General features: G+C 72.0%; 14 protein-coding genes. 4 read left to right on the forward strand and 10 right to left on the reverse strand.

Annotated elements, in window-relative coordinates; translation table 11 throughout:
• Positions 1-51 precede the first annotated feature (51 nt).
• The gene (locus ACIOC0_RS12130) at positions 52-1,386 is read left to right on the forward strand and encodes a GH1 family beta-glucosidase (RefSeq protein WP_402154918.1); all 1,335 of its coding nucleotides are present in this window, start codon (positions 52-54) and stop codon (positions 1,384-1,386) included.
• Entirely contained in the window at positions 1,383-2,642 is a 1,260-nt protein-coding gene (locus ACIOC0_RS12135; protein WP_402154920.1) for an MFS transporter, read from the forward strand. Before ACIOC0_RS12130 ends, ACIOC0_RS12135 begins: the two co-directional genes overlap by 4 nt.
• A gap of 32 nt (positions 2,643-2,674) precedes the next feature.
• On the opposite strand, the gene era is transcribed toward ACIOC0_RS12135, so the two are convergent.
• On the reverse strand, positions 2,675-3,628 hold the full coding sequence (gene era / locus ACIOC0_RS12140; RefSeq protein WP_165430289.1) for a GTPase Era: 954 nt from the start codon (positions 3,626-3,628) through the stop codon (positions 2,675-2,677).
• A gap of 154 nt (positions 3,629-3,782) precedes the next feature.
• Between era and ACIOC0_RS12145 the strand changes: the two genes are divergently transcribed.
• Together ACIOC0_RS12145 and ACIOC0_RS12150 are read left to right on the forward strand one after the other, a co-directional pair.
• On the forward strand, positions 3,783-5,096 hold the full coding sequence (locus tag ACIOC0_RS12145) for an ammonium transporter (RefSeq protein ID WP_402155080.1): 1,314 nt from the start codon (positions 3,783-3,785) through the stop codon (positions 5,094-5,096).
• Positions 5,093-5,431 carry a P-II family nitrogen regulator gene (locus tag ACIOC0_RS12150; protein ID WP_402154922.1) on the forward strand — a complete coding sequence of 113 codons (339 nt, stop codon included), beginning with the start codon at positions 5,093-5,095 and terminating at the stop codon, positions 5,429-5,431. Before ACIOC0_RS12145 ends, ACIOC0_RS12150 begins: the two co-directional genes overlap by 4 nt.
• Here the strand turns inward: ACIOC0_RS12150 and ACIOC0_RS12155 are convergent.
• The 9 genes from ACIOC0_RS12155 to ACIOC0_RS12195 form a co-directional block, all read right to left on the reverse strand.
• Positions 5,428-6,483, reverse strand: a complete 1,056-nt coding sequence (locus ACIOC0_RS12155) for a WxL protein peptidoglycan domain-containing protein (RefSeq protein ID WP_402154924.1) — start codon at positions 6,481-6,483, stop codon at positions 5,428-5,430. The genes ACIOC0_RS12150 and ACIOC0_RS12155 overlap by 4 nt on opposite strands.
• A 91-nt stretch (positions 6,484-6,574) precedes the next feature.
• Positions 6,575-7,900: a beta-xylosidase gene (locus ACIOC0_RS12160; protein WP_402154926.1), complete on the reverse strand. Its 1,326-nt coding sequence runs from the start codon at positions 7,898-7,900 to the stop codon at positions 6,575-6,577.
• A gap of 172 nt (positions 7,901-8,072) precedes the next feature.
• Positions 8,073-8,549, reverse strand: a complete 477-nt coding sequence (locus ACIOC0_RS12165) for a hypothetical protein (protein WP_402154928.1) — start codon at positions 8,547-8,549, stop codon at positions 8,073-8,075.
• A 256-nt stretch (positions 8,550-8,805) separates the two neighbouring features.
• Positions 8,806-9,159 (reverse strand): cytidine deaminase, encoded by a 354-nt coding sequence (locus ACIOC0_RS12170; protein ID WP_351335194.1) that lies wholly within the window; start codon positions 9,157-9,159, stop codon positions 8,806-8,808.
• Positions 9,160-9,196: 37 nt separating this feature from the next.
• Entirely contained in the window at positions 9,197-9,556 is a 360-nt protein-coding gene (locus ACIOC0_RS12175; RefSeq protein WP_402154931.1) for an MmcQ/YjbR family DNA-binding protein, read from the reverse strand.
• Between the two features lie 43 nt (positions 9,557-9,599).
• A complete protein-coding gene (locus tag ACIOC0_RS12180) occupies positions 9,600-10,895 on the reverse strand; it encodes a hemolysin family protein (protein WP_402154933.1) in 1,296 nt (431 codons plus the stop codon).
• Positions 10,892-11,389: an rRNA maturation RNase YbeY gene (gene ybeY / locus ACIOC0_RS12185; protein ID WP_351091123.1), complete on the reverse strand. Its 498-nt coding sequence runs from the start codon at positions 11,387-11,389 to the stop codon at positions 10,892-10,894. The genes ACIOC0_RS12180 and ybeY overlap by 4 nt, the downstream gene beginning before the upstream one ends.
• A gap of 13 nt (positions 11,390-11,402) precedes the next feature.
• Positions 11,403-12,461: a PhoH family protein gene (locus tag ACIOC0_RS12190; protein WP_352245074.1), complete on the reverse strand. Its 1,059-nt coding sequence runs from the start codon at positions 12,459-12,461 to the stop codon at positions 11,403-11,405.
• 149 nt (positions 12,462-12,610) lie between these two features.
• The gene (locus ACIOC0_RS12195) at positions 12,611-13,759 is read right to left on the reverse strand and encodes a carbohydrate kinase family protein (protein WP_402154935.1); all 1,149 of its coding nucleotides are present in this window, start codon (positions 13,757-13,759) and stop codon (positions 12,611-12,613) included.
• Positions 13,760-13,784 lie beyond the last annotated feature (25 nt).

The raw sequence follows: 13,784 nt of genomic DNA on the forward strand, positions 1-13,784 counted from the left end.
CGTAACTGGACTTTCCTGTCCGGCCGTTGACTTCCGTTACCCCTGGTACGGATGATCCGGCGCATGGCTACCGACCAGCGCGACGCGACGCACCCGATCCCCCGGTTCCCCGACGGCTTCCTGTGGGGGGTCTCCACCTCCGCCCACCAGATCGAGGGGGCGGCCGACCGGCGCGAGCCGTCCGTGTGGGACTCCTTCACCGCCGAGCCGGGCCGGGTCAAGGACGGCTCGACGGCGGCGGTGGCCTGCGACCACTACCACCGCTACCCCGAGGACGTGGCCCTGCTGGCCGGCCTCGGCGTGGACGCCTACCGCTTCTCCGTCTCCTGGCCCCGGGTGAACTCCCCCGGCGGCCTCGACTTCTACGACCGGCTGGTGGACGAGCTGTGCGCGGCGGGCGTCCGCCCCGTGCCCACCCTCTTCCACTGGGACCTCCCGGTGGACCTGGACTGGCTGGAGCGGGACACGGCGTACCGCTTCGCCGACCACGTCAGCGCCGTCGCCGCCCGCCTCGGCGACCGCGTGAGCAAGTGGATCACCCTCAACGAGCCCGCCGAGCACACCCTGTTGGGCCATGCGCTCGGCACCCACGCCCCCGGCAGACAGCTCCTTTTCGACGCCCTGCCGGTCGCCCACCACCAACTCCTCGGCCACGGACTGGCGGTACGGGCGCTGCGCGCGGCCGGCGCCACGGACGCAGGCATCGCCAACTCCCACGGCCCGACCTGGCCGGCCTCCCAGGAGCCCGCCGACGTGGAGGCGGCCGCCTTCTACGACCTCCTGCTGAACCGGCTGTTCGCCGAGCCGGTCCTGCTCGGCGAGTACCCTGAGGGCATGGGCGAGTTGATGCCCGGCGACGCGCAGTCCGACCTGAAGGTCATCGCCGAGCCGCTCGACTTCTACGGCGTCAACTACTACGCCCCCACCAGGGTCGGCGCGCCGCAGGGCACGGAGATCGAGTTCGGCGGGGTGCGCATGCCGGCCGAACTCCCCTTCTCGGTACGGGAGATCGAGGGCGTCCCGGTGACGGACTTCGGCTGGCCGGTGGTCCCCGAGGGACTGACGGAACTGCTCACCACGTTCAGGGACCGCTACGGCGACCGCCTCCCCCCGGTCGTCATCACCGAGAACGGGTGCAGCTACCCCGGCGTCGACGACCAGAACCGCATCGCCTACCTGGACGGCCATCTGCGGGCCCTGCACCGGGCGGTGGAGGCGGGCGTCGACGTCCGCGGCTACTTCGTCTGGTCGCTGCTGGACAACTTCGAGTGGGCGGAGGGCTACGAACGCCGCTTCGGCTTGGTCCACGTCGACTTCGAGACGCTGGCCAGGACCCCCAAGGCGTCCTACACCTGGCTGCGGGACGTGCTGCGGGCGCAGAGATGACGGCGGCTCCCCCCGCGGCCGGTCCGGCCCTGGCCGAGCCGGTGGACCGGGTCGGCCGGGGCTGGACGGCTGCGCTGTCCCTCGCCAACGGGGCGATCTGGGCGGGCTGGTACGGCCCGCTGCAGATCCTGCTGGCCTCCCAGGCGGAGGACTTCGCGCCCGGCTCCGGCATGTCGAAGGAGACGATGCTGGCGTGGGTGACGGGCGTCGGCGCGGTCGTCTCCCTCGTCGCGAACCCGCTCTTCGGCGCCCTGTCGGACCGCACCACGTCCCGCCACGGCCGGCGCACGCCGTGGATCGTGGCCGGCGCGGCGGGCGGGGCCCTGTCGCTGCTGTCGCTGGCCGCCGCGGACGGCGTGTGGACGATGGCCCTCGGCTGGTGCCTGGCGCAGCTGACCCTGAACGCGGCCTTCGCGGCGGTGACGGCGGCGGTCCCCGACCGGGTGCCCCGCCTCCAGCGCGGCTCGGTGGGCGGCTGGCTGGGCGCGGCGCAGGTCCTGGGCGTGGTCGGCGGCACGGGACTGGCGACGGCCGCGGGGGGCGTGGGGGCGGGCTACGCGGCCTGCGCGGTGTTCAGCCTCGTCGGGGTCCTGCCGTACGTGTGGAGGTACGCGGATCTGCGGCTGCCGGCGGCGGACCGTCCCGCCTGGTCCTGGCGGAGCTTCCTGGCGGGCTTCTGGCTGAGCCCGCGCCGCCACCCCGACCTGGGCTGGGCCTGGCTGACCCGCTTCCTGATGAACCTCAGCAACGCGCTGGTGCTGCTGTACCTGCTGTACTACCTGCGCGACCGCCTCCATCACGCCGATCCCGACGAGGGCGTGCTGATCCTGACGGCCGTGAACGGGGTGACGCTGCTCGCCACGGTCGTCGTCGGGGGCGTCTGGTCGGACCGGGTGGGCCGGCGCAAGCCGTTCGTGCTCTGGTCCGGCGTGCTGATGGCGGTGGCGACGGGGGCGCTGGCGGTGTGGCAGACCTGGCCGGGGGCGATCGTCGCGGCGGCGGTGCTGGGCGTCGGCTTCGGTGTGTTCACCTCCGTCGACTTCGCCCTGATGACGGACGTCCTGCCGAAGGCGCTGGACCGCGGCAAGGACCTGGGCGTCATCAACGTCGCCAACGCCCTCCCCCAGGTGACGGCCCCGGCCCTCGCCGCCCCGATCGTCACCCACCTGGGCGGCTATCCGGCCCTGTACGCCATCGCGGCGGCGATCGGCCTCGCGGGCGCGCTCCTGGTGGTCCGGATCAAGGGGGTGGACTGAACCGGTACCGGTGAGCGGCGCGGGCCCCGGCGTCAGAAGCCCAGCTTGCGCAGCTGCTTGGGGTCGCGCTGCCAGTCCTTGGCGACCTTGACGTGCAGGTCCAGGAAGACCGGTGTCCCGAGCAGGGCCTCGATCTGCTTGCGGGACTTGATGCCCACGTCCTTCAGGCGGCGTCCCTTCGGGCCGATGATGATGCCCTTCTGGCTGGGCCGCTCGATGTAGATGTTCGCGTGGATGTCGAGGAGCGGCCGGTCGGCGGGCCGGTCCTCGCGCGGCAGCATCTCCTCGACGACCACGGCGATGGAGTGCGGAAGCTCGTCCCGCACGCCCTCCAGCGCGGCCTCGCGGATCAGCTCCGCCACCATCACCTGCTCGGGCTCGTCGGTGAGGTCGCCCTCCGGGTACAGCGGCGGGCTCTCCGGCAGCATCGGCACGAGCAGGTCCGCCAGCAGCTCGACCTGCTGGTCACCGACCGCCGAGACCGGCACGATCTGGGCCCACTCGATGCCCAGCTCCTTGCCCAGCTGGTCGATCGCGATCAGCTGCTCGGCGAGCGTCTTGGAGTCGACGAGGTCCGTCTTCGTCACGACGGCGACCTTCGGCGTCCGCTTGATCCCGGCCAGCTCCTTGGCGATGAACCGGTCGCCGGGACCCAGCTTCTCGTTCGCCGGGAGGCAGAAACCGATCACGTCCACCTCGGCCCACGTCGTGCGTACGACGTCGTTCAGCCGCTCCCCCAGCAGCGTGCGCGGCTTGTGCAGCCCAGGGGTGTCGACCAGGATCAGCTGGGCCTCGGGGCGGTGCACGATGCCCCGGACCGTGTGCCGCGTGGTCTGCGGACGGTTGGAGGTGATCGCCACCTTCTTCCCGACCAGAGCGTTCGTGAGGGTGGACTTGCCGGCGTTGGGGCGGCCCACGAAGCAGGCGAAACCGGCCCGGTGCGCGGCCTCGGCCGACTGTTCGGATGACTGGGTGCGAACGCTCATGGCGACCATTGTCCCTGATCCACGCGGCCCCGCCGACACGTGAGCTTCCCGAAACCCACACGCAACGAAACGTCACGGAAACACACCCGTACGCAACCGGTAACGCCCTGCGGTGACCCTCTGACGAGCCCCCACACCGTTGGAGACGACCGTGATCCTTGCCGCCGCCGCGCAGGTGGACACCGGCGACACCGCCTGGCTGCTCGCCGCCACCGCACTGGTCCTGCTGATGACCCCGGGCCTGGCCCTCTTCTACGGCGGCATGGTCCGCACGAAGAGCGTCCTGAACATGCTGATGATGAGCTTCGTGTCCATCGCCCTGGTCACGGTGGTGTGGCTGGCCGCGGGCTACTCCCTCGCCTTCGGTGACGACGCCGGCGGCGGCCTGATCGGCGTCCTCGACCACGCCGGCATGGCGGGCGTCGGCCCCGACAGCGTCCACGGCACGGTTCCCACCGTCCTGTTCGCCACCTTCCAGCTCACCTTCGCGATCATCACGGCTGCCCTGGTGAGCGGCGCGATCGCGGACCGCGCGAAGTTCGCGGCGTGGCTGGTCTTCGTCCCCCTCTGGGCGCTCCTCGTATACGTTCCCGTCGCCCACTGGGTGTGGGGGCCCGGCGGCTGGATCCTGGACGGGCTCGGCGCGCTCGACTTCGCGGGCGGACTCCCGGTCGAGATCACCTCCGGCGCGTCCGGTCTGGCGCTCTGCCTGGTCCTCGGCCCGCGTCTGGGCTTCAAGAAGGACGCGATGCGTCCGCACAACCTCCCCATGGTCGTGCTGGGCGCCGGACTGCTGTGGTTCGGCTGGTTCGGCTTCAACGCGGGCTCCGCGCTCGGCGCGAACGGCCTCGCGGCCGCCGTCTTCCTCAACACCCTCGCCGCCGGCTGCACCGGCCTGCTCGGCTGGCTCTTCGTCGAGCAGAAGCGCGACGGCCACCCCACCACCCTGGGCGCGGCCTCCGGCGCGGTGGCCGGCCTGGTCGCGATCACCCCGTCCTGCGGCTCGGTCTCCCTGCTCGGCGCGCTGGTGGTCGGCCTCGCCGCCGGCGTCGTCTGCTCGTACGCGGTGAGCTGGAAGTTCAAGCTGAACTACGACGACTCGCTCGACGTCGTCGGCGTCCACCTGGTCGGCGGTGTCATCGGCACCCTCCTGATCGGCGTGTTCGCCGTCGAGTCGATGACCGGCGGCCCCGAGGGCCTCGTGCACGGCGGCGGCCCCGCCCTGCTCGGCAGGCAGCTGGTGGCCGTCGTCGCGGTCGGGGCGTACGCCTTCCTCGTGACGTACGGCATCGGCAAGCTGCTGGACCGCACGATCGGCTTCCGCGCGGACGAGGAGCACGAGCAGACCGGCCTGGACCTTACGGTGCACGCCGAGAGCGCATACGATCACGGCGTCCTGGGCCATGGCGCCCCGGTCAGCTCCTCCTCCTCCCTCTCCTCCGTCCAGAAGGCCACCCCCCAGGCATGAAGCTCATCACCGCGATCGTCAAGCCGTACCGCCTCGACGAGGTCAAGAACGCCCTGCAGGAGCTCGGCGTGAACGGCCTCACGGTCACCGAGGCCAGCGGCTACGGCCGGCAGCGCGGCCACACCGAGGTGTACCGCGGCGCCGAGTACCAGGTCGACCTGGTGCCCAAGGTCCGTATCGAGGTCGTCGTCGAGGACGCGGTGGCGGACGACGTCATCGACGCGATCGTGCGCGCCGCGCAGACCGGGAAGATCGGCGACGGGAAGGTCTGGGCTCTGCCGGTTGAGACGGTGGTGCGGGTGCGGACCGGGGAGCGGGGGCCCGACGCCCTCTAAACACCGGATGCTGTGTGGCTTTTCGTCTGCGGGTGCGTGGGGACTGGTCGCGCCCCGCGGCGGAGCCGCATGATGTCGACGCCCCGCGCCCGTTGAGGGTGTCGCGCCCGCCGCTTCTTGAGCAGCAGCACCAGTCCTGCGCCGACAGCCGCGCCCAGCACCAGCGCCGCGAGCCATGGCACGGCGAAGAAACCCGCGCTCGCCGACTCCCTCGTCTCCCTGGCGCTCGCCGTCAACGTCACCTTGCCCCAGTCGAGTTGGGGCGCCCCGTGCCAGGGTTCCGAGAGATGGACGCGCTGGCCCGGGAGGAGTTCCGAGGGGATCCTCGCCAGGTCGCGGGAGAGCAGGGTGCGGCCGAACAGGCCCCGGGCCCGCAGTTCGACCTTCGGGTTCAGGGTGACGTTGCCGGTGTTGCGCAGCGTGTAGGAGATCGTCGCCTCGCTGTCGCCGAAGCCGGGGACCAGCGGCCGGCTCTGTTCGACGCGGACGTCCTCGACGGTGAGCGCGGGCAGGGTGGGGCCGCCGACCTGGAGGTAGACGCGGGCACCGACGGCGCGCCGCACGCCGAGCGCGACCCCCGCCCCGCCCTTCTCGACCCGCTCGTCGAGGGCGACGATCGCCCCGGGGTGGTCGCCGGGCTCGGCGTCCTCGGGGACGCCGATCGTGAACGGCACGGTGGCCGTGCCGCGTCCGGGCACGGTGACCCGGTCCTTCGCGGGCTTCGCCCACGCCCCCACGCCCCGCATCCGCTCCCCCGCCGTCCGCACGGCGAAACCGCCGTCGCGCTCGGTGTTGTAGGCGTCGGCGGCGTAGAGGCGGAAGGTGAGGGGCGTGTCCGTCTTGTTGGTGACGACGACCGTGTCCTCGATCGTCTGGCCGGGGTCTGCGGAGACGTAGAAGTAGGGCCGTTCGGCGACGGTCGTCGAGAGGGGGTTGACCGACCAGCTGCCGTTGTCGGCGGCCCGGGCGGGCGGCGCGAGCGGGCCGAGCAGGCCCAGCGGCAGGGGCAGCAGCGTGAGGAACGTCAGGAGGAGGGCGTACGGCTTGCGCATGGGTGCGGACCCCCGCGGGCGTCGGACACGGCGGGGTGGTCGGGCGGGTGCGGACCTGTGAGGAGGACGCCCGGCCACCGGTGGACGTGGGTCAGGTGAGCGTGAGGGTCAGGACGCCGGCGTAGGTGCCCGGAGGCGTGAACGCCGGTACGTCGAGGGAGAGTCGGGCGGAGGCGGTGAACTCACCGCCGGTGAGCGTGCCGTTCGGTGTGGACGCCAGGGTCGCCCCCGTGCCGCCCACCACTCCGGCCGAGCCGGCCTGACAGGTGCTGGGGCTGCCCGCCTTGGTGCCGCACTCGGGCGTCCAGCTCAGCTTCCCCGCGCCGATCTTGCCGCCCGGTCCGCTGAAGTCGGTGACCTTGCCGGTCAGCGACCAGCCGGCCGGCCCGCCGCGGAAGTCCTTGACGGTCACCGCGTTGAGGTTGCCGGTCGAGGCGCCGCCGGTGCCGAAGTCGACCGCCGACAGCTGCACGGCGTCCCCGGCCTGGGACATCGACAGGGTGCCCGCCTTGACGGTGGTCGTCAGCTTCTGGCTCCCGGGGGGTACGGGCGTGTCGTCGACGACGACGTACGCGACGGGCCCGGCGCCCCGCTCCGCGCTCCACGCGCCGCCCTCGTACGCGACCACGCCGGTGGTGGTGCGGTCGTTGACGACGAGCGAGCCGGAGACGGCGCCCTGCGCGTTCGCGGTGACGGTCGCCTTGTCCGCGGTCTGGGCGGCCCCGGACCGTCCGGCCAGGGTGACGCTCGCGCCCGGGGTGAAGCCGCCGCCGGTGACGGTGACCGCGGCGCCCGGCGTACCGGAGGCGGAACCGAGCTGGATGGAGCGGGTGTTGGCCGGCGGGTTGTCCGTCGCGGTGACCGTCTCGGACACCGGGGCGGGCGGGTTCTTCACCGTGCAGGGGGTGTCGAGTTCGAGGATGTAGCTGGTGTGGATGTTGTAGTCGCCGGGCGAGAGGGTGATCGCGCCGGGCGAGGTGACGGTGAACGTGCCGGTCATGGAGAACGAGGGGAAGGCGCCCTTGCCGGGCACCGGGTCGTTCTTCTTCGGGCCGGTGACGGTCACGCTGCCGCTCTGCGCGCCGCCGAGGGTGATCTTGCCGGTCGGGGTCATGATGTCGGCCGGCAGGGCGAGGTCGGTGGGGTTGCTGGCGGCGGGCTTGACCACCGTGTAGGTCACGGTGACGGTGTCGCCGACCTTGGCGGACGTCTTGTCCGCGGTGATCCTCCCGGTGGTGGTGCCGTCGATGTCCGGGATGCCCGCGATGGGCGGCGGGACGCAGTGCGTGGGGTAGTCCACGTCGGTGGCGGCGCCGGCCGGGCACGCCAGCGCCCCGCTCGCGGTGACCGCGAGGGTGGTCGCCCCGAGCAGCGACGCCCAGCGCCGTCTCAGGGATCTTCGGGGTGTCGAACCCATGGTGCCCCCTCCTCAAGGGTGCGGGCGCAGCGGCTCTTTCTGCGCCGACAGGGGGCATTGAGGTGCGGATCGCGACAGAAGTCAATGGATGCGGAGAGTTCGACTGATGGGCCGTCAGCTTCCTGCTGACGCGGGGAAACCGACGGCCCGTGGCGCCTCTTCGCACCGGTTATCAGTCGAACACGAACGGTCCCGGCGACTGCGGCCCGGTCCCCGTACAGGTGACGGTGATCCCGAAGACGACCATCTTCAGGGAGCCCCGGTAGAAGTCCAGGCTGTCACCGGAGGCCACGGTCCCGCCCAGCGGGCCGACCTCGATCGGGGCGCCCGTCGGCATGGCCGGGTTCACCGTGCCGGTGAAGACCCTGGCCGAACCGGTCGAGTTCGCCATCGTGAGGGTGGAGTTGATGCTGTTGGCGCCGATCGGGATCGGAGCGGTGATCGCGGTCGACTTCAGGGTGAGGGTGGCCGCGGTGCCGCTCTGGGTGGCCGTGAGGGTGGCGGCTCCGCCGCCGAACAGACCGCAGTTCGCGGTGACGCTCGCCGTCGTCGGGGCGACGGCGAGTGCGGTGGGCGCGAAGGCCAGCCCGGTGACCGCGAGGGCCCCGGCCAGCAGTGCCGCACCTGATCCGATTCGCTTGCCTCTCATGGGGTTCCGGCTCCTTCCCGGATGTGGGGAGACGGACGGCCGGAGCGGGACGGGTGGGTGCGGGCACCTTGTCCCGGTGGGGGGTAAATCTGACGGTCCGTCGGAAACTACGCCCATTGACCCGCGGGAGAGGGAGGACGGCAAGAGCAAATTCCGGACGACACGTTCCAGCCGCCCGGCCAGGGGGCCGCGGGCCCCCGCGGCGGTCGGCCGGGGTGCTCAGCAGGCCCGGGGGCCCTTTGCGGCCCCCGGTGTCTCAGCCCGCGGTGACGGTCAGCCGGACGGTCCCGTCGGGGCCAGCCACCAGCACCGGCGTGCCCGCGCCGCCCAGATCGGCGACGGCGGCCCGGTCCGCCTCGGCGACGGACTCGGCGTCGGTGACCACGGCCGCCGCCTCCAGCGACTTCGCCCCGGACGCCACCGCCATCGCCACCGCCGTCCGCAGCGCGCTCAGTTCCAGCGACGGCAGCGCCACCGTCCCTGCCACGTACGTACGCCCCGTCTCGTCCCGTACGGCCGCCCCCTCGGGCACCCCGTTGCGGGCCCGGGCGGAACGGGCCAGGGTGACGATCTTGCGGTCCTCGGCGTCGAGCGCTGTGCTGTCGGTCATGCCCCGAGCATACGGAGCGAGCCGCCCCCGCGAACTCTCAGGGGCGGTCCAGGCGCAGCCGCTCCGCGCGCGGCAGCCCCGCCACGACCAGGTCGTACGAGTCCTCGATCAGCTCACGGACGAGCTGACCGGGCAGCGCGCCGTCCACCGTCACCGTGTTCCAGTGCCGCTTGTTCATGTGGTAGCCGGGGGCGATCAGGTCCGGGTGGTCGGCGCGCAGACGGACCGCGTCCTCCGGGTCGCACTTGAGGTTGACCTTCAGGGGCCGCGCGTCGATCCAGCTGAGGGCGAACATCTTGCCGAGCACCTTGAAGACGGAGATCTCCGGCCGGAAGGGGAAGTCCTCCGTCACCGCCTCGAAGGACAGACAGAAGGCGCGCAACTCCTCGGGCGTCATACGGACGTCTCCTCCTCGGGCGTCACTCGGGCTCCCCCGGGCGTCACTCGGCCGTCTCCTCCTCCGGCTTGTCCACCGGCTCCACCAGCACCGTGACGATCTTGTTCCGGCGCCCGGCCGCCGCCTCCGCCGTCAGCCGCAGAAGCCGGCCGTCGGGCAGCTCGACGACCGCGGAGGCCCCGGCGATCGGCACCCGGCCCAGCGCCTTGGCGAGCAGACCGCCGACGGTCTCCACGTCCTCGTCGTCGTACTCCTCCAGGCCGTACAGCTCGCCCAGGTCGGTGATGTCGAGACGGGCGGTCACCCGGTGGCGGCCCTCGCCGAGCTCCTCCACCGGCGGCAGCTCACGGTCGTACTCGTCGGTGATCTCGCCGACGATCTCCTCGAGGATGTCCTCGATGGTGACGATGCCGGCGGTGCCGCCGTACTCGTCGATGACGACGGCGACGTGGTTGCGCTGCTGCTGCATCTCCCGCAGCAGATCGCCGGCGTTCTTGGTGTCGGGCACGAACGCGGCGGGCCGCATCGCCGTCGACACCAGGTCGGACTCGGCGTCCCGGCTGATGTGCGTCTTGCGGACCAGGTCCTTCAGGTACACGATCCCGACGATGTCGTCCTCGCTCTCCCCGGTGACGGGGATCCGCGAGAACCCGGATCGCAGCGCCAGCGTGAGGGCCTGCCGAATGGTCTTGTAGCGCTCGATGACGACGAGGTCGGTGCGCGGCACCATGACCTCCCGCACGAGGGTGTCGCCCAGCTCGAAGACGGAGTGCACCATCCGGCGCTCCTCGTCCTCGATCAGCGACTCCGCCTCGGCGAGGTCCACCATCGCCCGCAGCTCCGCCTCGGAGGCGAACGGACCGCGGCGGAAGCCCTTGCCGGGGGTGAGCGCGTTACCGATGAGGATCAGCAGCGACGGGATCGGGCCCATGATCCGCGCCAGCGGCAGCAGCACGTACGCGGCGGCCGTCGCCGTGTTCAGCGGGTGCTGGCGGCCGATGGTGCGCGGGGAGACCCCGACGGCGACGTACGACACGAGCACCATCACGCCGATCGCGGCGAGCAGCGCCCCGGCCGTGCCGTCGATCGTGTTCAGACAGGCGTAGGTGACCAGCGCGGCGGCGGCCATCTCGCAGGCGACGCGGACCAGCAGCGCCACGTTGAGGTAGCGGGTGGGGTCGGCGGCGATCTGCGCCAGCTTGGCGCTGCCGCGCCGCCCGCTCCGTACGGCCTCCTCGGCGCGGAAGCTGGAGACGCGCGCGATGCCCGCCTCCGCGCAGGCGGCGAGCCACGCCACGACCACCAGGGCGACCGCGCCGGCGACGAGCGTCGGGCTCATGAGACGGTCGGCGCCGGCGACGGACCGGTCAGGCCCTTCTCGGCCCGCCAGCCGTCCACGATGGCCGCCTGGAGGCCGAACATCTCGGCCTTCTCGTCGGCCTCCTCGTGGTCGTAGCCCAGCAGGTGCAGCACGCCGTGGACGGTGAGCAGCTGGAGCTCCTCGTCCATGGAGTGCTGCGTCGGCGCTTCCTTGCCCTGCTTCTCGGCGACCTCGGGGCACAGCACGATGTCGCCGAGCAGCCCCTGCGGCGGCTCGTCGTCGTCCTTCGACGGCGGCCGCAGCTCGTCCATCGGGAAGGACATGACGTCCGTCGGGCCGGGCAGGTCCATCCACTGGATGTGGAGCTGCTCCATGGCGTCCGCGTCCACGACGATCACCGAGAGCTCGGAGAGCGGGTGGATGCGCATCCGTGCGAGCGCGTAGCGGGCGATGTCGAGGATCGCCTGCTCGTCGACCTCAGTTCCGGACTCGTTGTTGACGTCGATCGACATGGTGCTGGCTTGTCTACTTCCGCTTGTTGCGGCCGCCCTTGTGGGTGCCGTTCTCCGTGCCGTGGTGGCTGTCGTACTTCTCGTACGCGTCGACGATACGGCCCACCAGCTTGTGCCGTACGACGTCCTGGGACGACAGCCGCGAGAAGTGGACGTCCTGGACGCCCTCCAGGATCTCCTGCACCTGCCGCAGCCCCGACTTGGTGCCGGAGGGCAGGTCCACCTGCGTCACGTCACCCGTGATCACGATCTTCGAGTCGAACCCGAGCCGGGTGAGGAACATCTTCATCTGCTCGGGGGAGGTGTTCTGGGCCTCGTCGAGGATGATGAAGGCGTCGTTCAGGGTCCGGCCCCTCATGTACGCCAGCGGCGCGACCTCGATCGTCCCCGCCGCCATCAGCCGGGGGATCGAGTCCGGGTCCAGCATGTCGTGCAGGGCGTCGTACAGCGGGCGCAGGTAGGGGTCGATCTTCTCGTAGAGGGTGCCGGGGAGGAAGCCGAGGCGTTCGCCGGCCTCCACCGCGGGGCGGGTCAGGATGATGCGGTTGACCTGCTTGGACTGCAGGGCCTGGACCGCCTTCGCCATCGCCAGGTACGTCTTTCCGGTACCGGCGGGGCCGATGCCGAAGACGACGGTGTGCTTGTCGATCGCGTCGACGTAGCGCTTCTGGTTCAGGGTCTTGGGGCGGATGGTGCGGCCGCGCGAGGACAGGATGTTCTGCGTCAGTACCTCGGCCGGGGTCTCCTGGCCGTCGCTCGTCCCGTTCTCGCTCGCCCGCAGCATGGCGATCGAGCGTTCCACTGCGTCCTCCGTCATCGGCTGCCCGGTGCGGAGCACCAGCATCATCTCGTCGAACAGGCGCTGGATGAGGGCGACCTCGTGCGGATCGCCGGTAGCGCTGATCTCATTGCCCCGGACGTGGATGTCGGCCGCCGGGAAGGCCGTCTCGATCACGCGCAGGAGGGAGTCTCCGGATCCCAGCACGGTCACCATGGGGTGCTGGGCGGGAACGGTGAACTGTGCTCTCGCCTTGCCCTGCGCGGGCGTCTGAGCTGTGGGTGTCTCAGTCATAGGCCGGCCCGAAGGCCTCTACGTCCTCCCGGATACGTCTCGCCTGCCACAAGGGCGGCCTGGCGTGTTCCAGGGTACGCCAGGGGACTGACAACACCGCAGGGGTTTTCGAACAGTCGCGTCGGGAGCGGCGGGGGCGCGGCTCCCGTTCAGGCCGAGCGGCGGAAGCCGATCGTGGGGACGGCGCGGCGGCGCGGCCACGGGGTGGTCTCCCGGCCCGCCGGGAGGAGGCCGTCGAGGAACTCGTAGCGGCGCAGCGCCTCGGGGTCCTGGCCGTCGACGGACTGGACCCTGCGCCACCAGGCGGCGATCTCGGACCAGCCGGGGGCGGAGAGCGATCCGCCGAACTCCTGGACGGAGAGGGCGGCGGTCAGTCCGGCGAAGGCGAGCCGGTCGGCGAGCGGCCAGCCGGCGAGGGCGCCGGTGACGAAGCCGGCCACGAAGACGTCCCCTGCACCGGTGGGGTCGAGGGCCTCCACGTCGATGGCGGGGACCTCGGCGGTCTCGCCGGTGCGCCGGTCGACGGCGTACGCGCCGTCGGAGCCGAGGGTGACGACGGCGAGCGGGACGTGTTCGGTGAGGGCGTGGGCGGCGGCGCGGGGGCAGGAGGTGCCGGTGTAGCGCATGGCCTCCTCGGCGTTCGGCAGGAACGCCTCGCAGTGCTTCAGGTCGGTGAGGCCGGCCAGGTCCCAGGCACCGGTGTCGTCCCAGCCCACGTCGGCGAAGACGCGGGTGCCGAGGCCGGCGGCGCGGGCGATCCAGGGGGCGCCGCGGCCGGGGGTGAGGGAGGCGACGGCGGCGCGGGCGTGCGGCGGGGCGGCGGGGGCGTCGCCCTGGAGGAGGACCTCCTCGGGGGGCGGTTCGTGGCCGTGGGAGACCATGGTGCGTTCGCCCTCGTAGGCCATGGAGACGGTGACCGGGGAGTGCCAGTGGGGGATGGTGCGGGAGGGGGTGAGGTCGATGCCCTCGCCCTGTTCCAGCGCGTCCCAGCAGTACTCGCCGTAGTGGTCGTCGCCGAAGGCGGCGGCCAGGGAGGTGCGCAGGCCGAGGCGGGCGAGGGCGGTGGCCATGTTGGCGACGCCGCCGGGGCTGGAGCCCATGCCGCGGGCCCAGGACTCGGTGCCGCGGACGGGCGCGGAGTCGAGGCCGGTGAAGATGATGTCCAGGAATACGGTGCCGGTGAGGTAGACGTCCCAGGGCGGGTCGGCCGCGCCGCGCAGGCCGGCCAGCGGGTCGACCTGTGCCTCCCGGTGGTGCCGGTGGTGTCCCTCTCCGGTGGACGTGATGGACGCGGTCACTGTGCGCTCCCTGACGTGGTGCCGA

Origin of the sequence: Streptomyces sp. NPDC088254, from assembly GCF_044740925.1 — a bacterium.
In the GTDB taxonomy this organism is placed as follows: domain Bacteria; phylum Actinomycetota; class Actinomycetes; order Streptomycetales; family Streptomycetaceae; genus Streptomyces.